This window comes from Streptomyces sp. NPDC046805, assembly GCF_040645355.1.
Classification (GTDB): domain Bacteria; phylum Actinomycetota; class Actinomycetes; order Streptomycetales; family Streptomycetaceae; genus Streptomyces.
Genome location: NZ_JBEYYC010000054.1, coordinates 1 through 22,151, shown reverse-complemented (window position 1 = coordinate 22,151; position 22,151 = coordinate 1). Strand labels below are relative to the sequence as shown.

Genomic DNA, 22,151 nt, shown 5'->3' with positions numbered 1-22,151 from the left:
GTCCTTCGCGTCGGTCTTTGCCTCGCCCGGGTAGAGATCGGCGATCCGCCGCATGGACAAGCCGGGCAGGTAGGCGATCTTGCAGCCGGCGTCCCCGGCGACGGTCAGGGGCAGGGCTCCGATCGAGGCGGGCTGGTCCACGATGACCAGCACGGTGCCGAACTTCGCGGCCAGCTTGTCGAAGACGGCCCGCAGCTTCGGTTCGCTGTTGGGCAGTTGCTTGTCGAAGACCTTCTTGCCGGCCGGGGTGAGTCCGTGCCCGTGATGGGCGCTCTTGCCGACGTCCAGGCCGAGGAAGACGCCCACGTCGTCGATGTTGTCCAACCCATCCTCCCAAGCGGGGTTCGTGCGGTGCTGGCCAGGGCGTTGGCGTCGTATGCGCGCATCCACGTTATGCAGACCTGCCGCCCCCAAGCGGCCAGGCATTGCGCCAGGCCAGGCGGTAGTCGGACCTCTGATCAGCGTCTCCAACGACGCCTCTCGGGCCCGGTGACACCACCCCCCAGGTCATCCGTTCGACAGGGGGGAACAGTCATGCCGGGCCCGGAGGCCAGCGGCCCTCTTGCAGGACCCCGAAGAAGATAACGGGGGTGGGTTGTCGGGTAGGGCGCCGACCGGTACTCAGGCGCCGTGGGGCAGCGGGGCCTTGTCGGAGACGAGCCCCGATGCGCGCAGCTCGGCCCAGAACGCCGCCGGGATGGCCTCGTTGAGGGCCGCGAGGTCCTCAGCGATACGGCTCGGCTTCGTCGCCCCCGGGACGACGGCAGTGGTCACCGGGTGCGCCAGGGAGAACTGCAGAGCCACGGCCTTGATGCTGACGCCGTGCTTGGCGGCCAGCGCCTTCACCGTGTCGACCTTGGCCAGGATCTCCTTCGAGGCGGGCTGGTACTCGAAGTGCGTGCCGCCCGCAAGGACGCCCGAGCTGTAGGGGCCGCCCACGACCATGCCGGCGCCCGCCTCCTGGGCCATGGGCAGGACACGCTCGAGGGCGTGCTCATGGTCGAGCAGGGTGTAGCGGCCGGCGAGGAGGAAGCCGTCCGGGCGGGGCTCGTCCAGTGCGAGCGTCAGCTCGATCGGCTCGGTCTTGTTGACGCCGAGGCCCCAGGCCTTGATGACGCCCTCGTCACGCAGGCGGCCGAGGACACGGAAGGCTCCGGTGCGGGCCTCCTCGAACTTCTGGAGCCACAGGTCACCGTGGAAGTCCTGAGCGATGTCGTGCACCCACACGATGTCGAGGCGGTCGGTGCGCAGGCGCTTGAGGGAGTCCTCGATGGAACGCTCGGTGGCCTCGGCGGTCCACTCGTGAACGATCTTGTTCCTCAGACCGTTCTCGAAGACTCCGCCCTTCTCGCCGAGGTCGCGGGCGCCTTCCTCCATCTCGTCGAGGATGACGCGGCCGACCTTGGTGGACAGCACGTAGGAGTCACGGGGCTTGTCCGCCAGGAACTCGCCGAGGCGCAGCTCGGAGAGGCCGGCGCCGTAGAACGGCGCGGTGTCGTAGTAACGGATGCCCTGGTCCCAGGCCGCCTGGAGGGTGGCCTGTGCCTGGTCGTCGGGGACGGCCCGGAACATGTTGCCAAGAGGAGCGGCGCCGTAGCCGATCCGGCCCGGGATGATGTCCTTGAGCGGCATGCTGATGCCCTTTCAGATGAGTAACCAGAGGCCGAACGGCCCTGGGGGTTTGTGATGGAACCGGTCGCTCGGCCTTGGCCACCCGCCGGAGCCGGCGGCTGAGGAGCCGCCGCCCCGCTTGGCCGTTCAGGCTCTGCGGGCACGACCGGACACGGTGGACGACGCTCTCCCGCAGAGTCCCCGCACATGAGAGGCGTGCGAGTCCCGCACTGACGAGCAGCCACGGGCACGTCGGCCTTGCGTACGCACACAATACTTGCAGACGCTAGTTAAATGCAAGCGCGCTATATCGGCCCACGCATTCGCGTCCGGGGGGAGCGCGACACACAGCACACCGGCGCGGCCGACTTCGAGGCGCGCATGGTCGCCGACGGCGCCTCGCTGCTCGCCCGAACCCCGCCTCGACCGCAGGCTGGGGCGAAGCCTCGTCACACCCCCGCGGCCCGCCCGACCTCGGCCCTCGGGCGGGAGCATGCATCATCGTGGGCCCGACTCACAGCAGGGAGAAAACGATGCAGAACATCAACGGCAGCTGGCCTCTGGCGGACACCCGGTCGGGCCAGATCGTGGTGATCGCCCGCTGGCGGCCGGCCGCCGGCAATCACGATGCGATCATCGCCACGATCGACGAACTCATCACCGCTTCTCGAGCCGAAGCAGGATGCCTGGGGTACCAGGCATACCCCGCCGAGGGAGGCGAGATCGTCCTGATCGAGCGGTACGCCGATCGCGATGCTCTGGAGGCCCATCGCAACAGCGAACACTTCCAGCGCGTAGCGCTGGAGCGGATTGTCCCGCTGCTGGAGGACCGCCAAGTGGTCGTCACCACGATCGACTGACCCGAGAGATCGACTGACCCGAGAGATCGACTGGCCCAAGAGCCCGATCACCAGAGACACCCACACCCACACCGTGCGCTCGTCCATGCCGACGGGCGCACGGCACTGCCGTACGACGATGCACCCCCGGAGTCGCCAGCCTGACCCCGAGCTCGCCCGACACCTCAGCAATCGACGTGGGTTGATCGCAGCCCCTCCGCAGGCCCGTCCCCGGCCACGTACAAGGAGTTCTACGTTGACCTCTCTCTTCACTCCCTACGCTCTCAGGTCGCTGACGATCCCCAACCGCATCTGGATGGCAGCGATGTGCCAGTACAGCGCGGCACCGGAGGGTGACGCGGTCGGCGCCCCGACGGACTGGCACTTCACACACCTGGCCGCCCGAGCCGCCGGCGGTACCGGTCTGATCATCACCGAGGCCACGGCCGTCAGCCCCGAGGGGCGGATCAGTCCCTACGACCTCGGTATCTGGAACGACACGCAGGTCACGGCCTTCCAGCGGATCACCGCATTCCTCAAGTCCCAGGGCACGGTCCCCGGCATCCAGCTCTCCCACTCCGGACGCAAGGCCTCCACCGAGCGCACCTGGGTCGACCGCGGCCGCCAGATCACGCCCGCCGAACCCTACGGCTGGACGCCGGCCGGCCCCAGCGCGATCGCCTTCGGCGAGTCTTCGACCGTCCCCACGGAACTGACCACCTCCGGCATCCGAGAGATCGTCCAGCAGTTCGCCGACGCCGCCGAACGCGCCCTGGCCGCCGGATTCGAGGTCGTCGAGATCCACGGCGCCCACGGCTACCTGGTCCACCAGTTCCTCTCCCCCCACAGCAACCACCGCACCGACGAATACGGCGGCTCCTTCGAAGGCCGTACCCGGTTCGCCCTCGAGGTCGTCGAGGCGGTCCGCGCCGTGTGGCCCGAGAACCTGCCGGTCTTCTTCCGCATCTCCGCCACCGACTGGCTCACCGAGAACCCCGAAGACAACCGCACCGGCTGGACCGCCGACGACACCGCCCGTCTCGCCAAGGAACTCCAGGCACGGGGCGTCGACCTCATGGACGTCTCCACCGGCGGCAACGCCCCCGACGCGAAGATCGAGACCGGCCCCCACTACCAGGTGCCCTTCGCCGAGCGGGTCCGTAACGAGACCGGCATGCCCGTGGCGGCCGTCGGTATGATCACCGACCCCGCCCAGGCCCAGGACGTCATCGCCTCCGGCCAGGCGGACGCCGTCCTCCTCGGACGTGAGCTCCTGCGCAACCCGTACTGGGCTCGCCACGCCGCCGCGGAGCTCAACGGTGAGGTCCCCTCCCCCGTCCAGTACCACCGCGCACAAGCAAAGGGCTGAGCAAGCGGGATGGCACGAGGCGCGTGCTCGGTCGCTTCGACGGCCTGCACGCGGAATCGGCGGCGCACCGTTGGTGGCTCCCGGACAGACTCTTGAAGACAGATGAAGACAAAGTCTTCATCTGCACTCGTACAACGCCCCGGCCTCCCGTCACTGACGACGCGAACGGGGCGTTGCCTTTTCAGCGGCGGCACAGAGAACGAAGTGGTGCGATTGCGATGGTTCTGGCGGTCATCTTTGCCCTCCTGGCTGCAGGCAGCAATGCCCTGGGTACGGTGCTGCAGCGGCGTGCGGTATTGAATGTGCCCGAGTCCCAGTCGTCGCGACTCGGCCTCGTTCGGAGCCTGCTGCGCAATCCAGCCTGGTTCGGGGGGATCCTCGGCGTGGTCTTCGCGGCGCTGTTCCAGGCCCTGGCGCTGACGACGGGATCTCTGGCCGCCGTCCAGCCGATCTTCATCCTCGAGCTCCCGCTTGCCCTCGTGATCGGCAGCGCTGTCTTCCGGGTCCGGGTGTCGCGGAAGGCGTGGCTGTGCGTGGCTCTCATTTTCGCGGGCCTGGCAACCAGCCTCTTCTCGACTGCCCCGTCCGGCGGGCGGGACCAAGTGCCCGAAGTCTGGTGGGCGCCGACGCTCGCGATCCTGTGCGGGGCCGGTGTCGCGCTCGTACTGTCTGGTCTACGTCGTCCTCATGGCCTGGCCCGAGGGGCGCGTCTGGCCGCTGCTGCCGCGATCGGCAACGCACTCACAGCGGCGCTGGCCAAGTCCGCCATGGCCGTCCTTTCCGAGCAGGGGGCCGCCGGGTTCTTCCTCGCCTGGCAGACCTACGGCTTCGCGCTCGCCGGTTCGCTCTCCATCTTCCTGCTGGGGTACGCCATGCAGGCGGGCCCGCTGATCGCTTCTCAGCCGGCCCTCACGCTCGGTGATGCCCTGGTCAGCTTCTGCCTCGGTGTGGCGCTCTATGGGGAATCGCCACGCCTTGGGCTGTGGGTGGCTCCCGCACTCCTCGGTGTCGCGCTCTTCTCCTACGGCGTTTTCGCCCTGTCCCGCACTCGGTGTCACGCAAAGTGCGTCTACCCGGACGAGCAGGATGTCGCACAGCAAGAGGCTCAGCACGCCACACCCGCACACTCGCGCGTCGGCGGCGCCGAGCTGGAAGTGGGAGCTACCCGAAAACTCCCGACCACGGCCCAGTCGCCGTTCGACAGCCCCTCCGGGCCTTTGTGAACCTGCACGATCGCATCGGGTCGGCACGACACCGGCCGAGATGCTTGCACTAGCTCTATATTGGCTCTAGCTAATATTTCACTCGATGGCTTATCCTGTATTCAGCCGTACCCGGAAGGAGACCTGGACCCCATGACTGCCACAGACCCCGCACTCACCGCCCTCGCCAGCGGATGGGGTGCCCTCTCCCTCCTGCACGGGAAGATCGAGGCGCACATCGAGCGTGCACTGCAGTCCAAGCACGACTTGAGCGTCCGGGAGTACTCGCTGCTCGACGTACTCAGCCGCCAGCACGACGGCGAAGGCGGGCATCTGCAGATGAAGCAGGTCGCCGACGCGGTCATTCTCAGCCAGAGCGCCACAACCCGCCTGGTGACGCGCCTGGAAGACCGCAACCTGCTCTCCCGGTACCTGTGCCCGACGGACCGCCGCGGCATCTACACCAACGTCACCGAAGCCGGCCTGAAACTCCTGGAAGAAGCCAGGCCGACCAACGACACCGCCCTTCGGGAAGCGCTCGACGAAGCCGCCAAGAACCCCGAACTGTCCTCTTTGGTCGAGGCAGTGGAAGCGGTGGACGCCCCGTCGCGACGCCGGTAGATCCGAGCGACCCGATCACCTTCCCGCGGGACCGGCCCCAGTAGCGCGCCGGGACTGGGGCTGGGGCCACATAGTCACCGATCAGGCACTGATCATGTCGCGCGACTCGCACCGGTGCCTCTACCGGGCGGAGAGGGCGCCCGCCAGTTCGGTCCCGGCACGCCCTTGAGCGATGCGGCGGCGAACAGGTTCCGGCCGTCGGCCCGGCCGCGCCACTGAACCTCCGCCGCCAGGCGCCGGACCGGCACGACAGGCCCCTTCGTGCCGTACACGCACGACGAGGGGCCTGTCGTCGTGCCGTACACGCACGCGATCGCCGCAGGGGCCGATACATGCGGGGCAGCATCGCACCGGGGGCGGCCACATCCGTCGCAGGCAGGTAAGCCCCCTCGATCCACCTCCAGAGCCGACCGAGGGCACCCCCGCCCCTCCTCGTCACCCCTGCACCCACACATTGCCCGCGCTTGCATTTATAGCGTGCGTGCAACTATTGTCGAGGCATGCAAGGAGCTCGTTCAAGCAAACACAGGGGGTCTGAGCCCATGCCTCTCGCACTCCTCGCCCTGGCGGTAGGGGCCTTCGGTATCGGCACCACCGAATTCGTGATCATGGGGCTGCTGCCCGAGATCGCCGCCGACTACGGCGTCTCCATCCCCACCGCGGGACTACTGGTCACCGGCTACGCCCTCGGTGTCGTCGTCGGCGCACCGCTGCTGACGGCGCTCGGCACCAAGGTCAGCCGCAAGCGGATGCTCATGGTGCTGATGGGCCTGTTCGTGCTCGGCAACGTGCTCTCCGCCGTCGCCCCGAACTTCGGGCTGATGCTGACCGGCCGCGTGGTCGCCTCGCTCGCGCACGGCTCGTTCTTCGGCATCGGCTCCGTCGTGGCCGCCGATCTGGTCGCCCCGGAGAAGAAGGCCGGCGCCATCGCCACCATGTTCACCGGACTGACCATCGCCAACATCGTCGGCGTCCCCCTGGGCACCTTCATCGGACAGGCCACGGGCTGGCGCACCACCTTCGTCATCGTCGCCGCGCTCGGCGTGGTCGGGCTACTCGGCGTCGCCAAGCTCGTCCCCGCCACGCCCCGGCCCGAGGGCGCCCACCTGCGCCAGGAGCTGACCGCGTTCCGTAACCCGCAGGTGCTGCTCGCGATGGCGATGACGGTGCTCGGCTTCGGCGGTGTCTTCGCCGCGATCACCTACATCGCACCGATGATGACCCACGTCGCCGGCTACTCCGACGGCGCGGTCACCTGGCTGCTGGTGCTGTTCGGCGTCGGCATGTTCCTCGGCAACCTGCTCGGCGGCCGCTTTGCCGACCGCGCGCTGATGCCCATGCTGTACGCCACCCTCGGCGGACTCGCCGTCGTGCTGGCGCTGTTCACCCTGACCGCGCACAACAAGATCCTCGCCGCGATCACCATCCTCCTCGTCGGGGCGCTCGGCTTCGCCACCGTGCCGCCACTGCAGAAGCGCGTCCTGGACCAGGCCCACGGCGCGCCGACCCTGGCCTCGGCCGTCAACATCGGCGCGTTCAACCTCGGCAACGCGCTCTCCGCCTGGCTCGGTGGCATCGTCATCGCCGCCGGCCTCGGCTACACCTCGCCGAACTGGGTCGGCGCCGTCCTCGCCGCCGCCGCTCTCGTCCTGGCCTTCTGGTCCGCCGCCCTGGAGCGTCGCGATCACACGCTCGAGCCGGTCGGCGCTGCCGCCCGCACCCCAGTCCACCACTGACCTCCCTTCAGCCTCCCTTCCCCTTCACTTCCGCCCAGGAGAAGCTCCATTGAGCACCACCGCTGTCACCCCGCTCACCACCGCGGACGCCGAGATCCTGATCGCGGCCGCCCGCCGCGCCGCCCAGGCGACCGGGGTCCCGGTCAGCATCACCGTCCTCGACGCCGGCGGCCATCTGCTCGCCTTCCGCCGCGACGAGAAGGCGGTACTGATCTCCGGCGAGACCAGCACCCGCAAGGCCTACACCGCCTTGCAGTTGAACGCCCCGACCGCCGACCTGGTCGACCTCGTCAGGCCCGACGGGCCCTTCCACTCCCTGCCCACCGCGCTCGACCGGCCGCTGCTGTTCATCGCCGGCGGCATCCCCGTCCACCGCGACGGCCACCTGATCGGCGCGATCGGCGTCGGCGGCGGTGCCCCCGAGCAGGACCACTCCTTCGCCACCACGGCACTCAAGGACCTCTCCTGATGACCCGCACTCCGCAGGAGGCCTTCGCCGACCACGGCAACCGCCTCGGCACCGGCGACCTCGCCCTGATCAGCCAGAACTACACGGAGGACGCCGTCTTCATCACCCCGAAGGCGTCCTGAGGGGACGTGAGGGCGTGAAGGAGGGCATCGGCCGCCTGCTGGCGGACCTCCCCGACGCCGACTGGCAGCTGACCCCGCAGTTCGCCGGGAACGTCCTGTTCCTGCAGTGGACCGCCGCCAGCACCACCCACCACGTCACCGACGGCACCGACACCTTCGTCTTCCGCGACGACCTCATCAGCGCCCAGACCGTCCGCTACACCCTCTCCCCGAGCACCGCCTGAAGGAGCACCCTCACCATGGCACCCTCTCCCGTCCCCACCGTCACGCTCAACGACGGCGTCGAGATCCCCCAGCTGGCCGCGCTCGACCGTGGCCTGCGCACCGGACCCCACCCCGACGAGCTCGACTGAGCCCGCAGCGCCCCTACCGCTCCGTTCCGGGCAGGCCGCCCGGAACGGGGCCCCTATCCGCCCCCCGGAAGGACACGCCATGGCATCCCCCCACCCCGCACTCGCCAAGCTGGCCCCCGCCGGCGGGCGGCTCACCCTCGGCCTGGAACTGCCCCTCGACAACGACTGGGCCCAGGCACGCCGGCACACCGACCGCGAGGCCGGCCGCCCCTTCGGCGTCCCCGACCTGACCGAGCACACCCGGCTCGCCCAACTCGCCGACCGCCTCGGCTTCGCCGCCCTGTGGCTGCGCGACGTCCCGCTGTACGACCCCGTCCAGTTCGGCGACGCAGGAACGGTCTTCGAGACCTTCACCCACCTCGGCCACCTCGCCGCCGTCACCGACAACGTCGTTCTCGGCACCGGCGCCATTGTCCTGCCCCTGCGCGAACCCCTGCTGGTCGCCAAGGCGGCAGCCACCGTCGACGCCCTGTCAGGCGGCCGCATGCTGCTCGGCCTGGCCAGCGGTGACCGCCCCGTGGAATACCCGCTGTTCAACCGCGACTTCCACACCCGCGGCACAGCATTCAGCGAAGCCGTCGAGATCCTGCGCGCCGCCTGGCGCGGCGGCCCGTTGGAACTGCCCAGGGCCGGCCTCGGCGCGGACCGGCAGCTGGAGGTCCTGCCCAAGCCGGTGCATTCGACGGGGATCCCGATCGCCGTTGCCGGCGGCGCGCAGCAGACCCCGGAGTGGATCGCCGAACACGCCGACGCCTCCCTCAACTACCCGCGTGACCTGGGCGCGCTGCGTCTGAAGACCCGTGAGTGGCAGCAGCGCACCGGGGACGGCGGCAAGCCGTACCTCACCCCCATGGTGCTTGCCCTCCAGGACGACGCCGAGGCCCCGACCCACCCCATCCGGCTGGGCCTCAGCACCGGCCGTAAGGCCTTGGTCGACCACCTGGAGACGATGGCCTCCCTCGGCGTCGCCCATGTCTCCTTCAACCTGCGTCCCAACGACCGGCCCGTCGACGAGGTGCTGCACGAGCTCGCCGAGGACGTCCTGCCCCACTTCCCCACACCGTCGGCCACGCCGGCCACAGGAGGCGGACGACCGGCCGCTCATCTCTCGTAGAACCCCTTTCATCACCGTGCTCAAGCAACTACTGCTAACGAGCGCGCCACTCGGTCTGTCGAATACGGCCCAGAAACCGGTATTCACGTGGCAAGGCGGCCCCCGCCACGATCTGGTGCTCCCGCGCAGACTGCTCCTTCATCCGGCTACGCAGCCCGGCTGTTCAGCGGCCTGCCGTCCCGGCCCGCGGCTCGGCGGTGCTGGACGGCCTGGTCGCCACCACCATGCTCACGATGGGCCGGCTGCTGCCGGCGCCTGACCGCCCCGCATTCCGCACCGCTTCGCGCTCGTCGAGCTCCATCGCCCCCGGGGCGCGCATCATCAAAGGAGGGGAGACCGTCGACGAGGAGTGGCGATGAGGTTGTCGTTCCTTGAACCCCTCTACGCGGAGCCGGGCCCGTTCGCCTCCGTGTACCTGGACACCTCCCGAAACGTCGAGCATCCCGAGCGGGCGATCGCGCTGCGCTGGATGCGGCTGCGCGAGAGTCTGTCCCGTCAGGGCTCGGAGCGGGCGCTGCTGAACGTACTGGAGGAGGTGGTCGGCGCCGACACAGCGGTGCCAGGGGTGCACGGTCAGGCCATCTTCGCCGCCCACGGCACGCTCGTCCTGGACGGGGAGCTGCCCAGGCCGCCCGAGCACGACTCCGCGCGCTACAGCACCCTGCCGGACGCGATGCCCCTGGTCACCCAGCACCTTCCGGAGATCCCCTACATGGCCGTGGTCGTCCACTACGGCGGCCTTCCGACCGCCGAGACCCACGGCTGGGTAACTCTGGAGGCGGAGACCGGCACTTGGCCCGCGTCCACCGTCACCCCGGGTGAGCGGCTGCACCGCAGGGTCGCGGTGGCGACCTGGCACCGCGCATCCCTCCGGCTCGGTCACCGGCTGGACGAACGGGCGCGCCGCGCCCATGCCGACGCCGTCGTGGTGGGCGGAGACGAGTGGGCGTGCAACGTACTGATCCGCCGTCTGCCGCACACCCTGCGGGACAAGGTCGTACGCGTGGGCGGCCGGACCCCCACCGACACCGGACGCGCTCTGTTGGAGCCGCAGCTCGACGGCGTCTTCCGCGGTCGCATGGCCGCGCACGACCGGGAACTCGTGGACACCTTCATCTGCCGGCGTGCTCTGGACGGACCCATGACGGACGGGCTGGCCGCCACCGTCGCCGCCCTCCAGCGTGCCCAGGTCGCGGCACTGCTGCTGAACCGACCGCCAGGTTCTTCGCTGCGGCTCTGGGCGGGCTCCCAGCCCACTCAGCTCGCTCTGACCGAGGCGGAGCTGATGTCCTTCGGCGTGCGGGCCCCGCGCGAGGAACGCGCCGACGAGGCCCTCGTCCGGGCCCTCGTCGGCATCGGTGCCGAACTGGTCGTCGTGCCGGAGAGCGAGCTGAGGCTGCACGAGGGCGTGGGCGCCCTGCTGCGGTACGCCGACCCGGGGACCCCGTCCTGACACCGACGCGCCGCGCCTCCCGGATCACGGGTCGCCCCTTGCGACCGACCATCCCGGATCGCGCCGCGCGCGGAACATGCCGACACTGGGCTGGAGCGGCAGCGCGGCGTATGAGCGGCGGATGGGGCACATGGACAGGAGCAGGAGCGGCGCGGAGGAGACGGACGTTTCGATCACCCCACCCAAGGCCTGGGCGGCAGGCGTGCCGGCGGTAGCCAACCCGCCGCGGTACTCCCTGGAGCAGACGACGCTCCGCCGTACGGCGCTGACACTGCTCAACCTCGACCAGACCCAGGGCTTCGACTGCCCGGGCTGCGCCTGGCCGGTAGCGAACCCCGCTCACCGGCACCGCAACGAGGACTGCGAGAAGGCACCAAGCACGTGAGCAACGAGGCGACGTCGGGCGGCGAGCACGATCACGCCGCGCGGCTTCTGGAGCGCACCACGAGCGGGGCCACCGGCGCCACCGCCACGGCGCCGCGGTCCAATGGCCCATGAAGGGACCCCCGAGGACCTGGTCCGCGCGGCCCGCGCCGTGGGCGTGACCGACGCCCGTCTCCTGGAGGCCGTACGGAGCGTCCCCCGGACGGGATTCGTCCCCGCGGACGAGGTGGCATCCGCGTACCGGGACACGCCGGTTCCGCTCCCCCACGGGCAGGTGACCACCCAGCCCTCGCTGATCGCCATGATGGTCTCCGCTCTCGGCCTCACCGGAGACGAACAGGTCCTGGAGGTCGGGACCGGATACGGCTGGCAGACCGCGCTGCTGGCCCGCTTGGCCGCGTACGTCGTCAGCGTCGAGCGCTGGCCCGACCTGGTCGACGAGGCCCGCCTGCGCCTGGCCGGGCAGGGCGTCGGCAATGCCGAGGTCGTACTTGGCGACGGGACCCTCGGCATGCCGAACCGTGCCCCGTACGACGCCGTCATCGTCTGCGCGGCCTTCCCGCGAGTGCCTGAGCCGCTCGTGGATCAGCTCCGCGCCGGTGGCCGGCTCGTCCAGCCGATCGGGCAGGGCGGGCAGGAGCGCGTCGAGCTGTACGAGCGGCGGGGCCACAACCTGGTGCACCGCAGGACGGTCACCGCGGCCCGGTTCGTCCGGCTGTACGGCGTCCATGGCTACGACCAGCGGTGACGCGCTCAGCGCTGATAGGTCCCGACCAGGGTGCCGGAGGCCAGCTCCCTGCCCTTCAGGGCACGGTGCACGTCCTCGACGCCAGGGTGGTCGTGCAGCGGCAGCGGCTCGGACAGGGCGTACAGGCGGAAGAAGTAGCGGTGCGGCCCGTGCCCCGGTGGAGGCATCGGCCCTCCCCAGCCCACGCGACCGAAGCCGTTGGGCCACGGCAGGCCCCCCTGGGGCTTCTGGCCCTCCGCCGCCCCGGTGGTCCCCGGATCGATGCCGGTCACCAGCCAGTGCAGGAAGGTCGTCCCCGGCGCGTCCGGGTCCTCGCACAGGAGCACCAGCTCCGTGGCCTCGTGGGGCACCCCCGACCAGGTCAGGGGCGGTGAGATGTTCTCACCCTCCCCGCTGTACCGACGAGGGATCACCGTTTTGTCGTCGAACGCGGTGCTGCTGAGTTCAATTCCGCTCATGCGCGCCGCCATACCCGCAACGGCGGCACCGGCACCGGTCCGCACCCCAAACCCCCCGCTCGGCCGAGTCCACCCGGGCCGCCTCCGGAAGCGGGGGTGAAGATGGCAGTGTGCCCACAAGGATCCTGCTCGAGGGCCGCCCTGGCGTGGGCAAGACGACCGCCCTGCGTCGGCTGGCCGCGCTGCTACGCACCCGCGCTGCCACCGGCTTCACCACGGAGGAGATCCGGCAGTCCGGCGCCCGCGTCGGTTTCGCCCTGGAGACCCTGGCAGGCCGACGGGAAGTGCTCGCCCATGTCGACCTGCCCGGTCCGCCACGGGTAGGGAAATACGGCGTCGATCCGGGCGTCATGGAACGACTGGCGCTGCCGTCGCTTCGGTCGGCGGCAACCGAGGAGGCAACAGGGCGGCTGGTGCTCATCGACGAGCTGGGGCGGATGGAACTGGCGTGCACGGCGTTCCGGCACGCGGTCGACGCGCTGTTCGTCGCCGATGTCGATGTCGTCGCCACGGTCCACACGCACCGCGATCCGTTCACCGATGCCCTCAAGCGGCGCGCCGACATCGAGGTCGTCCAGCTCACTCCGGCAAACCGGGACGTCCTGCCGGGGAAGCTCGCGGCCCGGCTACAGCAGCCCCCGACGCACGGAGAGCCTCCGTCTCACGGATGAGAGACCGCCTTCCGACCTGCTGAAAGCAGGTGGGCGCGACAGAATGTGAAGTCGCCCGGTCGGTGCGACCGGCGGCGCCAGTACCAAGTGTCAGCGCCTGCCCACCGAGTACGCGGTCGGAATCGCCTTCACCACCCGCTTCGTCGCCCGCCCCTCCCCGGCCGCCCTACTGTGCCCCCCGACACCCCCGGAGGCCTCTCGAACACGGCCGGCTCCATTGCTCGTAGAAGCGCTAGGCGGTTCATCGTCGCCAATGCCGTACAGCACGCCGGTGTGGAGAAGCCTCCCGCGATGGCCTACTCGTGCACTCGCGTCCGACGATCTTTTCCGGGGCTGGCGAACGCCAGGTAGGGATGGCCTTCAAGGAGCGACTCGCGGTGTCGCACCGACGCGACAGCGAGGCATCGTTTCCCGGCCTTCCTCTCCTCGGCCTACTCCTCGAACCGCATCGGCCCGTACTTCTGGATGCACTCCGCCTTCGACTGAGCCGAATCGCGCAGCAGAGTCGGTTGATGCCCCCAAGTCAGCGAGGAGACGCTCGATATCGGCAATGAGCGAACCATAGACATGCCACGCGTCCAGCTTGCCCTGTGTTCCCCGTTCCATCAGATCGGTCACACTTGTATGCCAGGCGAGCATGCGATCGATCACTGTGCGCAACTGCCTCTGGGCATCGGCATGAGCCGAGTCGGTCGCCGTACCGACAGCGACATACGTGATGAATACCTGCCCGGCCAGGTCGAGCACCTCTCCGTAACGGAGAGCGAAGCCTTGCTTCAGAGGGTCATCCGCGTCTCGACCGACGGTGTCTGCCAGAGTCCTGGCGATACCCCGCACTTCGAACGACGCCGTGTGGAGAACTCCCAAGCCGTACTCGTAGGCCGGGAACACCTGCTGCCCTCGTGCGGCTGCCCGCGCGTTCCAGCGCAGACTCTCAGCTGCCTTCTGTACCTCGTCGCGAGCTTCCGCGACTTGCTGCTCCAGGTCTCGTCCCCTCTCCAGCCAGATGTGCGCGTGACTTTGAGACCGTCCTTCCCTCAAACCACGACCCATGTCTTGCAGCAGCGTGCCCATGCAGCGGGCCAGACCGCGCACAGCGGCGTCGGATCGACTGAGGTACGTCGGTGGAAGGATCAAGGCATTTGCCGCGACTCCCACCACAGCGCCTGTCAGGGTGACGACCGCCGGAGCCACCACATGTCCGACCGGAGTCGCCGCGGCAGCCGTCAGGGTGATCAGCGCAGTCGATGCGATTTGAAGCCGATCCTCACCGTTGCGGCGCCCGCCGGTACTACAGGGGAGAGTGGCGGTGAGCAGCACCACCGCCAGGACGGCCACGACGGCTCCCGCGGTGGCCCCCAGCATCCAGGCCGCGGCGACGGCCAGGAACACTCCCGATACCTGGATCACCACCCGGCGCACAGCATTGACCACCGAGCTGTACACCGTGGACTCATTGACCATGGCCAACGCGACAGCCACACCCAGGAACTGTTGCTGCCCTGGCAGCCACAAGGCGATGAGTTGCCACGTGAGCACCACCGCGACCAGGCTTTTCACGACATGACGCAGGATGTGCTCACCGCTGCTCGCGCGGATCGCACCGATCCGTCGCAGTACCGCCGTCCAGGCTCGTGGCGTCACTGCTGCGCATCCACGCCGCCAGCCAGGGGGGAAATGATCCATACGGGACAGAATGTACTATTTAATGCAATCTCTCAGTGATGCACTTCACGTATTCCACTGCCGATTACGCAGGCCCGCCCGCGAAACGCGTGCGTCGCAGCACCCCTGACCGGCAGCCATCACATGACGCGGTCGTGACCGACCAGCCTCAAAGAGATCACCGCCTGCCGTCACGACAAGCTCACGCAGAAGTTGCGGGCGGTCGGGCTCGGAGCCGTCGCCGACCTGGGATTCGTCGGCCTCGACGACGGCACTTCCGTCGACCGGCGGTGATCACCGGCTACAAGACCGCCCGGAACCGGCCCCTGACGCGAAGTCAGAAGCTGTCCAACAAGGCATTGACGGCCGTCCGGGCCCCGGTCGAGCACGGTTTCGCTCACCTCAAGAACTGGCGCGTCCTCGGCAAGGCTCGCACCGACCCCAACCGGACCCCGCCCACACCAGACCCTCGACCTGCAACTTCACAACGCACCCCGCTCGCCGGCCTGCTCGCGCTCGGGGTGCGGGTGACGGAAGGGAACCCGGGACCAGGAGGAGAGGAGGTCAGGCCGTCGTGGGGACAGCCGCGGCCGTGCTCTGTTCCTCACCGACGAAGACCGCTCCCTCACGGACCAGCGCGGTGATCCGGTCCTCGGTCAGCCCGAGGATCTGCGTGAGAACCTCGCGCGTGTCCTCCCCCAGCCGGGGGGCCGGCTTGCGGATGGTGCCCGGCGTCCGGTCGAGCCGGAAGGCCATGCCGCGCTGCACGATCGGGTCGCCCGGCACGGACTGGTGGAAGGCGAGCGCCTTGAGCTGGTCGTCGACAAGCACCTCGTGGGCGACGAGCACGGCCGAGGCCGGGACGCCGCACCGCTGGAGGTCGGCGGCGAGGGCCTCCTTGTCGTGTGCCCTGGTGCGTTCGCCGATGAGCTGGTCCAGCTCGTCGTGGTGGGTCTGGCGGCCCGAGGCGGTCGTGAAGCGCGGATCGGCCTGTGCCTCGGGCAGGTCCAGCACGTCGCAGAGCGCCCGCCACTGGGCGTCGTCGGTCACCGAGACGGCCACCCATTCGTCCTTGCCGAGGCTCGGATAGACGCCCTGGGGCGCGAACTCGGGGTGCCGGTTGCCGAGCGGCCCTGTGACGGTTCCGGTGCGCGAGTATTCCAGCACCGTCTCGCCCACCCCGCTGGTCACGGCCTCCCGCTGGGCGGCGTCGACGTGGACGGCCTCACCGGTGGTGTCCCTGAGGCGTAGCCCGGCCAGGGCGAGGCCGGGTGCGAGGAAGGAGACGAGCTGGTCGGGGTAGTTGACGTTGCTCCCGCTCCACAGCGGGTTCTGCTCGTCGTACCCGGTCAGCGCCATCACACCGCCGAGCCCGTCCAGGGTCGAGCCGAAGGAGACGTAACCCTTCTCCGGCCCGTCCAGGCCCTGGCTGCTCAGGGAGAGCAGCACGATCCGCGGGTTGGCCTGCTTCAGGGCGTCGAAGCCGATGCCGAGCCGGTCGAGCACCCCGCGCCGGAAGTTCTCGACGACCAGGTCGGACTGGGCCACCAGGTCCAGGAACACCTTCCGGCCGGCCTCGGTCTTGAGGTCGATGGCGATTCCGCGCTTGTTGCGGTTGACGCTCGCGAAGGGCGGGCTCTGGAGGGGCTGGGTGCCGTCGGTCGGGCCCGCGGCGATCTGGGTCCAGTTGCGGAACGGGTCGGTGTAGGTCGTCGACTCCACCTTGATGACGTCCGCGCCGAAGTCGGCGAAGACCTGGGAGGAGGCGGCCCCGGCGGTGATGATGCCCAGATCCAGGACCCTGAGATGGGAAAGGGGCCCCGTGGCGGCCGTCACGAGTTCGCCTTCCTCAAAGCCTCGGTGAAGGCCGCGGTCCGGCTGCCGTGATCGAGGGCGGCGTCCCAGTCCATGAGGTGCTCGGCGCGCAGGGCGTTCTTGGCGACGTCGAGGACCGTACGGTCGAAGGACGAGATGCGCGCGGCCAGTTCCTCGGCGCGCGGCAGCAGCTCCTCGGGGGCGACCACCTCGTTGACCATGCCCCAGCGCAGCGCGGTCTCGGCGTCGATACGGCGGCCGGTGAGGACCAGATCGGCGGCGTGCTTGGGCAGGACGCGGCGGATGCTGCTGGGGCCGGCCAGCGCGGCGTAGACGCCGAAGGTGATCTCCGGGGCGCCGAAGGTGGCGGTCTCGGAGGCGATAGCCAGCTCGGCGTTGTTCACCAGGGTCAGGCCGCCGCCCAGGGCGTAGCCGTTGACCGCCGAGATGAAGATGGCCGGGTGCTCGGCGATACGGCGCTGAGTGGCCAGCCAGGGGTTCGGCTCCAGCGCGGTGGTGCGGATCTCGGGGCTGTCGTCCTTCAGGTCCACGCCGGCGCAGAAGCTGACGTCGCCCGCGCCGGTGAGGACGATCACACGGACGTCTTCCTCGCGCAGTTCGTCGAGGATCTCCCGGAGCCGGAGCTGGAGCGGGCGGCTGACCGCGTTGCGCTTCTCGGGCCGGTTGATCGTGATGACCGCGTACTCCTTCTCGCGGTCCACGAGGAGCAGTTCGGAGTTCGACATGATGGTTCCTTCCGTGCGGGACTTCAATTGGGGGTTATGCCGCGGGCTGCGGCCGGCGGCCGTTGAACTCGACCGCGACGGCGGGCATGACGCCCTGTCCGCCCGGTCCTTCGACCATGAGGCCGCGGGCCTGATACTGCGGGGACGTGATCAGGTCCTGGGGCGTGCAGACGGGTCCGGCCGGCACGCCGACGGACTGGAGGCGGGCGTACAGCTCGTCCTTCGTCAGGGAACCGACGACCGATTCGAGCGCCTCCTTGAAGAGGACGCCATGGGCGATCCGGTCGGGGTGGGTCGCGAACTCCGGGGCGCGCAGCCGTTCGTCCGGGAAGACCTCCAGGATGTGCGGCCAGTCCTGGGCCCGGTAGTAGAACCCGAAGTGCCCGTCGGCGCACCGCAGGACGATCGGGCCGGAACGGTCTCCGCGGCTCAGCGGGCTTCCGGCCTGCTGATAGACGCGGCCCTTCCACTCCAGGTAGGCGACCGTCTCCAGCCCCGAGAGGGTGACGTCCTGGCCCTCCCCGGACCGGTCGCGCTCTGCCAGGGCGGTCATCACGCCGGTGAAGGCAAGGGTGCCCAACGAGTACGCGACCTGGTGGCCGCCGAGTTGCAGGGGCTCGCGGTCGTTCTCCCCCACCACGGCCAGCAGTCCGCCTGCGGCCTGGAGGGTGAGCTCGGTGCCCTGCCAGTCGCTGCGCGGGCCGTTCTCGCCCAGGTCGCTGGAGAGGACCCGGATCTGACGTGCCGGGCGAGGGCCGGGGGCCGACGCCCGTCCCAGCAGGACGACGTCGGCTTCCTCGACGGCGGCCGTGTCGGCGGCCGCCGTGTGCTTGCCGTGATCGAGGTAGTCGCGCAGTGCGCCCCCGAAGGAGCGTGGCGCGGCCACCGTCACCTCGGCCCCCAGAGCGGCGAGGTACTTGCCGCAGAAGGCGAGTCCCACGTCGTCCGAGAGCTCGACCACGCGGATCCCCGTCAGCGGGGCGACGCCGGTCATGCGGCGGCGGGCCGGAACACCGGCATCGGCAGGTCGTCGGCGCCCATCGGCTCGAAGCCGACGGTCAGCGGCATGTCAAAGGTGTACTCCGAGGCCTCGACGCCGTCGATCGCGCTGATGAGGATCGGGCCCTCCTTCAGCTTCACGAAGGCGACGGGGTAGGGGGTCTCGTCCTTGAACGCCTTGAAGTACGGCTGGTGCATGACGACCCAGGACCACAGCGTCGCCTCGCCGGAGGTCTCCACCCAGGTGACGGTGTCCGTCTTCAGGCAGGTGGGGCAGTTCGACATCGGCGGGAACCAGTGCCCGCCGCACGAGGTGCAGGTCTGGATCGCCAGCTTGCCCTCGCGCGCGGCCTCGAAGTGCGGCGCAAGGGTGGGGGTGACGGTCGGAACGGTGCGCTCAGACTTCATGGTGATCAGTCCTCTCGCTGGAAGATGTGGGAGGTGACGATGGGGGACACGCAGATGTACTGGGAGGTTCGGGCGTTCGCGACCTGCCGCTCCCCGCACTCGCCGCGCAGCTGCCGTACGGCCTCGACCTGAAGGCCCCAGCCCTGCATGTAGCCCTCGCTGGTGTGGCCGCCGCTGGTGTTGATCGGCAGCTCGCCGTCGAGTGCGATACGGCCCTTCTGGATGAACTGCCAGCCCTCGCCCTGCGGCGCGAAGCCGAAGTGTTCGAGCGAGAAGAGGACGATCGGGGTGAAGTTGTCGTAGATCTGCACGCAGTCGACGTCGTCGGGGCCTACGCCGGAACTGGCGCGCAGGCGGGCAGCGACCTCCTCGGAGGAGGCACGGAAGTTGTCCTCCTTCGTGTAGTAGTTCGTCAGGTCACCCACGCCCTCGGTGGCGACGATCTTCACCACGGGCTGCTTGGTGTCCCGGGCACGCTCGGCCGAGGTGACGATGATCGCGACGCCGCCGTCGTTGATCATGCAGTAGTCGTAGAGGCGCAGCGGCTCGGCGATGAACCGCGAGGACAGGTAGTCCTCCTCGGTCAGGTCGGCCTTCATGACCGCGATCGGGTTCTTCTGCGCGTTGGCCCGGTTGCTCAGCGCGATGGGCGCGAGGGCGCCGTCGGGCACGTTGTAGTCGTGCGCGTAGCGGCGGTACATCATCGACACGTAGGCGCCGGGCGAGGTCATGCCGTAGGCCATGTCGAACTTCGCGTCGTTGAGGCGGGCGTTGTAGGCGCCGCCTCCGCCGTCGCCGCCGTAGGTGGCGCCGGCCGAGCGGCCGTTGTTGCCGTAGACGCAGGCGATGGTGGTGGCCAGACCGGCCTCGATGAGGGCCACGGCGTGCTGGATCACGACACCCGCCATGCGGCCGGCGCCCTCGTAGGTGTTGACCACCTTGGGGTAGCGCAGTCCGGCCATCGAGCAGAACATCTCGTAGCCGTCGATGCGGCTGAGGAGAACGCCGTCGATGTCGTCCTTCGAGATGCCCGCGTCGGCGACAGCCAGGTCGAGGGCTTCGAGGCCGAGGGCGTATTCGGTGCGGAAAGGGTCCTTCTGGCGGTAGATCGCCGAGAAGTCGGTGGTGCCGACGCCGATGACGGCGGCTTTGGTCTGTCCCATGAGGTGCCTTCCGTGAATGTACCCCCGCCGCAGCCGTCGCGACGACGGCTGCGGCGGGGCTTCAGAGGGTGAGGCGAGGTTATTCCCGCGACTTCCAAAGTGTCAACCATGCGTTTGATTGAATAAATGCGGAGAGGAGTTCTTGCAGGTCAAACGATTGGGAGGGGGCGCCCCTCAGCCCTTCCCCCAGGGAAGGCGCGCCGTGGGTTCGAGCACCGGGCCCTCGAGCATCCGCCGCGCGGTGCGCTGGAAGGAAGCGCGCGTGACCACGGGCTCCCCCTCGGACTGTTCGAGGTCGGTGTGGACCCACGTGACCCCACTGGGATGGGCCAGGCGGCACTCACCGCTCTCGTGTGCCCTCGCCCGGGTGACGGCATGGACGACGATGCGCTTCAGCCGCGCCGAGACGCCCGCCCACACCGATCCGGTGCCCATGAACGCCTTGTGCACGTCGATGGTGGACACGGCGCGGACGTGTACGTCGCGCCCGGCGCCCGAGACGGTCCCGCCCGCCAGGTCCTGCCCGCCAGGTCCCCCCATTCCCTCGGCGGCCCCACCGGCGCGACAGCCGGCCGGATGCGGGTCTCGATGTCGGCCCGTGACACGTCGCTGACCCAGCCGAGGTGCACGGCGACGGCACGCCGGACCGCCCCGGCGCCCCCGGCGCGTTCCCTCAGGTCGGTGCCGACCAGCAGCTCGCGATGGCTCTCGGCGCCGGTCGCCCCGAGCCAGGCGGCCGACACGAACGCGATCGGGATCGACACGTCGGCGACGGAGACGGTCGCGTGGATGACCTTGCCGGTGTCGGTGTTGCAGATCCGTACGACCGTCTCGGAGCCGGTGACGGGCACGAGCCCCTCGTCGACGGCGTAGGGGCCGATGGCGGAGGAGATGTTGCCGCACAGCAGCGACCAGTCGATCAGGCGCTCCGCGACACCGGGCTAAACGAAGGTGTGGTCGACGTCGGCGCCGTCGCGATCGGACGGCCCCACGACGGCGAACTTGCTGCGCACCATGTCACCGCCGCCCAGGCCGTCGATCTGCCGGACGTCCGGTGTGCCGTAGGCCGCTCACAGCCAATCGGCAGTTCCTCGGGGTCCTGCGGTGGGCAGCGCCTCGCTCCGCACGAACAGCGCGTTGCTGGCGCCGCCCGCTACCAGACGGCGGGGACCGCGAGCTGGTCGCCGACCAGTTCCCCGGTGTCGCTCGTGGGTGGGTCAGTCATGTGAGGCCGTTCTGCTGTGCTGCCAGCACGGTGAAGAGCTCGTTGGTGAAGTCCCACAGGCGCTCCGCGTACTCCGGGGAGCCGGCGTCGAGGCCGGTGGTCAGCTTGATGATGTGCGGCACGAGGCTTCTGCTCATCGCGAGCAGGGTCACCATGACGCTGAGCATCGCGGGATCCAGCTCCGCCGGGATCTGCCCGGCCTCCTGAGCGCGGCGCACCATGTCCACCTGGACCTGGTAGGCCTGCGACCGGCGTTCCTCCAGCACAAGGTCGGATTCGGTCCCCGGGTCGCCGTACTCGACGCCCTCCCAGGCAAGCAGGCGGGACCAGTCGATCGTGGAAGCCGCCGGATGGAAGATCCGGTGGAGTGCCTCGGGCGGGTCCGCCTTCGCGACGTCCTGCCAGATCGGCGCGGCCTCGTCGACCATGCGGCTCAGCACGGCGTTGCGCAGGCCCTCCTTGTTGCCGAAGTAGTAGTAGATGAGCTGCTTGTTGCAGTCCGCCTTGCGGGCGATCTCGTCGATGCGCACTGCGGCGAACCCCTTGGCGGCCATCTCTTCCGCGGCGGCGGACAGGATGCGCTGTGGAGCATCGCTCGGCGGCAGCTTGCGGACGTACTTCCTCGGCATCGTCTTCCCTCTCCGACAACGGATGAGCCGGCGGGGTGCCTGGTAGGCGCCCGATTTCCGGCTCGGCCCGGCTATTTTTGCGTACCGGGCACGTCGACCGTCATGCCGTCCAGCCCCTCCGTGATCTCTATCTCGAAGGCGAGCCGGCTGCACTCGGTGGGCTCTGCCGACGTCACCTCCAGCGTGTCGGCCTCCTCGTCGGTGACCGGGGGGAGTTTCCCGGCCCATCCCGGGCGGACGTAGACGTGGCAGGTGACATCGCCCGGGAGGAGATCTTCGGACCGGTCATGGCGGTGATCGGCTACGACTCGCTGGAGGAGGCGGTCGCGATCGCCAACGACTCGCCGTACG

General features: G+C 69.5%; 26 protein-coding genes and 2 pseudogenes. 16 read left to right on the top strand and 12 right to left on the bottom strand.

What is annotated here, in order from left to right; translation table 11 throughout:
• The coding region (locus tag ABZ910_RS34700; RefSeq protein WP_361373138.1) for an IS110 family transposase at positions 1–324 on the bottom strand (324 nt) is incomplete at its 3' end.
• A 297-nt stretch (positions 325–621) separates the two neighbouring features.
• The gene (locus tag ABZ910_RS34695) at positions 622–1,632 is read right to left on the bottom strand and encodes an aldo/keto reductase (protein ID WP_361373136.1); all 1,011 of its coding nucleotides are present in this window, start codon (positions 1,630–1,632) and stop codon (positions 622–624) included.
• A 512-nt stretch (positions 1,633–2,144) separates the two neighbouring features.
• Between ABZ910_RS34695 and ABZ910_RS34690 the strand changes: the two genes are divergently transcribed.
• From ABZ910_RS34690 to ABZ910_RS34630, 13 genes and pseudogenes are all read left to right on the top strand, one after another.
• Positions 2,145–2,471 (top strand): putative quinol monooxygenase, encoded by a 327-nt coding sequence (locus ABZ910_RS34690; RefSeq protein WP_361373134.1) that lies wholly within the window; start codon positions 2,145–2,147, stop codon positions 2,469–2,471.
• A 235-nt stretch (positions 2,472–2,706) separates the two neighbouring features.
• Positions 2,707–3,819: an NADH:flavin oxidoreductase/NADH oxidase gene (locus tag ABZ910_RS34685; RefSeq protein WP_361373132.1), complete on the top strand. Its 1,113-nt coding sequence runs from the start codon at positions 2,707–2,709 to the stop codon at positions 3,817–3,819.
• A gap of 218 nt (positions 3,820–4,037) precedes the next feature.
• Positions 4,038–5,042 carry a DMT family transporter gene (locus ABZ910_RS34680; protein ID WP_361373130.1) on the top strand — a complete coding sequence of 335 codons (1,005 nt, stop codon included), beginning with the start codon at positions 4,038–4,040 and terminating at the stop codon, positions 5,040–5,042.
• 132 nt (positions 5,043–5,174) lie between these two features.
• On the top strand, positions 5,175–5,642 hold the full coding sequence (locus tag ABZ910_RS34675) for a MarR family transcriptional regulator (RefSeq protein WP_361373128.1): 468 nt from the start codon (positions 5,175–5,177) through the stop codon (positions 5,640–5,642).
• Between the two features lie 542 nt (positions 5,643–6,184).
• Entirely contained in the window at positions 6,185–7,378 is a 1,194-nt protein-coding gene (locus tag ABZ910_RS34670; RefSeq protein ID WP_361373126.1) for an MFS transporter, read from the top strand.
• Between the two features lie 49 nt (positions 7,379–7,427).
• Positions 7,428–7,847: a heme-binding protein gene (locus ABZ910_RS34665; RefSeq protein ID WP_361373124.1), complete on the top strand. Its 420-nt coding sequence runs from the start codon at positions 7,428–7,430 to the stop codon at positions 7,845–7,847.
• Entirely contained in the window at positions 7,847–7,969 is a 123-nt protein-coding gene (locus ABZ910_RS34660) for a hypothetical protein (RefSeq protein WP_361373122.1), read from the top strand. The genes ABZ910_RS34665 and ABZ910_RS34660 overlap by 1 nt, the downstream gene beginning before the upstream one ends.
• 14 nt (positions 7,970–7,983) lie before the next feature.
• Positions 7,984–8,193: a hypothetical protein gene (locus ABZ910_RS34655; protein ID WP_361373120.1), complete on the top strand. Its 210-nt coding sequence runs from the start codon at positions 7,984–7,986 to the stop codon at positions 8,191–8,193.
• 208 nt (positions 8,194–8,401) lie between these two features.
• Positions 8,402–9,436, top strand: a complete 1,035-nt coding sequence (locus ABZ910_RS34650; RefSeq protein ID WP_361373118.1) for a TIGR03571 family LLM class oxidoreductase — start codon at positions 8,402–8,404, stop codon at positions 9,434–9,436.
• Positions 9,437–9,633: 197 nt separating this feature from the next.
• Positions 9,634–9,795: a hypothetical protein gene (locus ABZ910_RS34645; RefSeq protein ID WP_361373116.1), complete on the top strand. Its 162-nt coding sequence runs from the start codon at positions 9,634–9,636 to the stop codon at positions 9,793–9,795.
• Positions 9,792–10,889, top strand: a complete 1,098-nt coding sequence (locus ABZ910_RS34640; RefSeq protein WP_361373114.1) for a hypothetical protein — start codon at positions 9,792–9,794, stop codon at positions 10,887–10,889. The genes ABZ910_RS34645 and ABZ910_RS34640 overlap by 4 nt, the downstream gene beginning before the upstream one ends.
• A gap of 130 nt (positions 10,890–11,019) precedes the next feature.
• Positions 11,020–11,291: pseudogene (locus ABZ910_RS34635) on the top strand (hypothetical protein); the annotation flags it as partial.
• Positions 11,292–11,376: 85 nt separating this feature from the next.
• The gene (locus ABZ910_RS34630) at positions 11,377–12,021 is read left to right on the top strand and encodes a protein-L-isoaspartate(D-aspartate) O-methyltransferase (RefSeq protein WP_361373112.1); all 645 of its coding nucleotides are present in this window, start codon (positions 11,377–11,379) and stop codon (positions 12,019–12,021) included.
• A 5-nt stretch (positions 12,022–12,026) separates the two neighbouring features.
• On the opposite strand, the gene ABZ910_RS34625 is transcribed toward ABZ910_RS34630, so the two are convergent.
• Complete coding sequence (locus tag ABZ910_RS34625) at positions 12,027–12,479, bottom strand: YbhB/YbcL family Raf kinase inhibitor-like protein (RefSeq protein ID WP_361373110.1); 453 nt, start codon at positions 12,477–12,479, stop codon at positions 12,027–12,029.
• A 110-nt stretch (positions 12,480–12,589) separates the two neighbouring features.
• Here ABZ910_RS34625 and ABZ910_RS34620 point away from each other — a divergent pair, with 110 nt between their 5' ends.
• Positions 12,590–13,150, top strand: coding sequence for a nucleoside-triphosphatase (locus tag ABZ910_RS34620; RefSeq protein ID WP_361373108.1), 561 nt, complete (start codon positions 12,590–12,592; stop codon positions 13,148–13,150).
• 360 nt (positions 13,151–13,510) lie between these two features.
• On the opposite strand, the gene ABZ910_RS34615 is transcribed toward ABZ910_RS34620, so the two are convergent.
• From ABZ910_RS34615 to ABZ910_RS34585, 7 genes are all read right to left on the bottom strand, one after another.
• Positions 13,511–14,794, bottom strand: a complete 1,284-nt coding sequence (locus tag ABZ910_RS34615) for a hypothetical protein (protein WP_361373106.1) — start codon at positions 14,792–14,794, stop codon at positions 13,511–13,513.
• A 585-nt stretch (positions 14,795–15,379) separates the two neighbouring features.
• Positions 15,380–16,651 (bottom strand): CoA transferase, encoded by a 1,272-nt coding sequence (locus ABZ910_RS34610; RefSeq protein ID WP_361373104.1) that lies wholly within the window; start codon positions 16,649–16,651, stop codon positions 15,380–15,382.
• Positions 16,648–17,376, bottom strand: coding sequence for an enoyl-CoA hydratase/isomerase family protein (locus ABZ910_RS34605; RefSeq protein WP_361373102.1), 729 nt, complete (start codon positions 17,374–17,376; stop codon positions 16,648–16,650). The genes ABZ910_RS34610 and ABZ910_RS34605 overlap by 4 nt, the downstream gene beginning before the upstream one ends.
• A gap of 34 nt (positions 17,377–17,410) precedes the next feature.
• Positions 17,411–18,370, bottom strand: a complete 960-nt coding sequence (locus ABZ910_RS34600; RefSeq protein ID WP_361373100.1) for a CoA transferase — start codon at positions 18,368–18,370, stop codon at positions 17,411–17,413.
• On the bottom strand, positions 18,367–18,783 hold the full coding sequence (locus ABZ910_RS34595; RefSeq protein WP_361373098.1) for an OB-fold domain-containing protein: 417 nt from the start codon (positions 18,781–18,783) through the stop codon (positions 18,367–18,369). The genes ABZ910_RS34600 and ABZ910_RS34595 overlap by 4 nt, the downstream gene beginning before the upstream one ends.
• Before the next feature lie 5 nt (positions 18,784–18,788).
• On the bottom strand, positions 18,789–19,946 hold the full coding sequence (locus tag ABZ910_RS34590; protein WP_361373096.1) for a thiolase family protein: 1,158 nt from the start codon (positions 19,944–19,946) through the stop codon (positions 18,789–18,791).
• 174 nt (positions 19,947–20,120) lie between these two features.
• Complete coding sequence (locus tag ABZ910_RS34585) at positions 20,121–20,486, bottom strand: PrpF domain-containing protein (RefSeq protein WP_361373094.1); 366 nt, start codon at positions 20,484–20,486, stop codon at positions 20,121–20,123.
• A 141-nt stretch (positions 20,487–20,627) separates the two neighbouring features.
• On the opposite strand from ABZ910_RS34585, the gene ABZ910_RS34580 reads away from it, so the two are divergent.
• Positions 20,628–20,819, top strand: coding sequence for a hypothetical protein (locus ABZ910_RS34580; RefSeq protein ID WP_361373142.1), 192 nt, complete (start codon positions 20,628–20,630; stop codon positions 20,817–20,819).
• On the opposite strand, the pseudogene ABZ910_RS34575 reads toward ABZ910_RS34580, so the two are convergent.
• Both ABZ910_RS34575 and ABZ910_RS34570 read right to left on the bottom strand, forming a co-directional pair.
• Positions 20,771–20,962 (bottom strand): annotated as a pseudogene (locus ABZ910_RS34575) (PrpF domain-containing protein); the annotation flags it as partial. The gene ABZ910_RS34580 and the pseudogene ABZ910_RS34575 sit on opposite strands and share 49 nt — an antisense overlap.
• Before the next feature lie 205 nt (positions 20,963–21,167).
• The gene (locus ABZ910_RS34570) at positions 21,168–21,800 is read right to left on the bottom strand and encodes a TetR/AcrR family transcriptional regulator (protein ID WP_361373092.1); all 633 of its coding nucleotides are present in this window, start codon (positions 21,798–21,800) and stop codon (positions 21,168–21,170) included.
• Positions 21,801–22,045: 245 nt separating this feature from the next.
• On the opposite strand from ABZ910_RS34570, the gene ABZ910_RS34565 reads away from it, so the two are divergent.
• The coding region (locus ABZ910_RS34565) for an aldehyde dehydrogenase family protein (protein ID WP_361373140.1) at positions 22,046–22,151 on the top strand (106 nt) is incomplete at its 3' end.

Bases quoted from the DNA above. Each gene is read 5' to 3' on its own strand.
- ABZ910_RS34695 (WP_361373136.1), bottom strand. From the start codon at position 1,632: ATGCCGCTCAAGGACATCATCCCGGGCCGGATCGGCTACGGCGCCGCT.
- ABZ910_RS34690 (WP_361373134.1), top strand. From the start codon at position 2,145: ATGCAGAACATCAACGGCAGCTGGCCTCTGGCGGACACCCGGTCGGGC.
- ABZ910_RS34680 (WP_361373130.1), top strand. From the start codon at position 4,038: ATGGTTCTGGCGGTCATCTTTGCCCTCCTGGCTGCAGGCAGCAATGCC.
- ABZ910_RS34675 (WP_361373128.1), top strand. From the start codon at position 5,175: ATGACTGCCACAGACCCCGCACTCACCGCCCTCGCCAGCGGATGGGGT.
- ABZ910_RS34670 (WP_361373126.1), top strand. From the start codon at position 6,185: ATGCCTCTCGCACTCCTCGCCCTGGCGGTAGGGGCCTTCGGTATCGGC.
- ABZ910_RS34660 (WP_361373122.1), top strand. From the start codon at position 7,847: ATGACCCGCACTCCGCAGGAGGCCTTCGCCGACCACGGCAACCGCCTC.
- ABZ910_RS34650 (WP_361373118.1), top strand. From the start codon at position 8,402: ATGGCATCCCCCCACCCCGCACTCGCCAAGCTGGCCCCCGCCGGCGGG.
- ABZ910_RS34640 (WP_361373114.1), top strand. From the start codon at position 9,792: ATGAGGTTGTCGTTCCTTGAACCCCTCTACGCGGAGCCGGGCCCGTTC.
- ABZ910_RS34630 (WP_361373112.1), top strand. From the start codon at position 11,377: ATGGCCCATGAAGGGACCCCCGAGGACCTGGTCCGCGCGGCCCGCGCC.
- ABZ910_RS34625 (WP_361373110.1), bottom strand. From the start codon at position 12,479: ATGAGCGGAATTGAACTCAGCAGCACCGCGTTCGACGACAAAACGGTG.
- ABZ910_RS34605 (WP_361373102.1), bottom strand. From the start codon at position 17,376: ATGTCGAACTCCGAACTGCTCCTCGTGGACCGCGAGAAGGAGTACGCG.
- ABZ910_RS34600 (WP_361373100.1), bottom strand. From the start codon at position 18,370: ATGACCGGCGTCGCCCCGCTGACGGGGATCCGCGTGGTCGAGCTCTCG.
- ABZ910_RS34595 (WP_361373098.1), bottom strand. From the start codon at position 18,783: ATGAAGTCTGAGCGCACCGTTCCGACCGTCACCCCCACCCTTGCGCCG.
- ABZ910_RS34590 (WP_361373096.1), bottom strand. From the start codon at position 19,946: ATGGGACAGACCAAAGCCGCCGTCATCGGCGTCGGCACCACCGACTTC.
- ABZ910_RS34585 (WP_361373094.1), bottom strand. From the start codon at position 20,486: ATGGGGGGACCTGGCGGGCAGGACCTGGCGGGCGGGACCGTCTCGGGC.
- ABZ910_RS34570 (WP_361373092.1), bottom strand. From the start codon at position 21,800: ATGCCGAGGAAGTACGTCCGCAAGCTGCCGCCGAGCGATGCTCCACAG.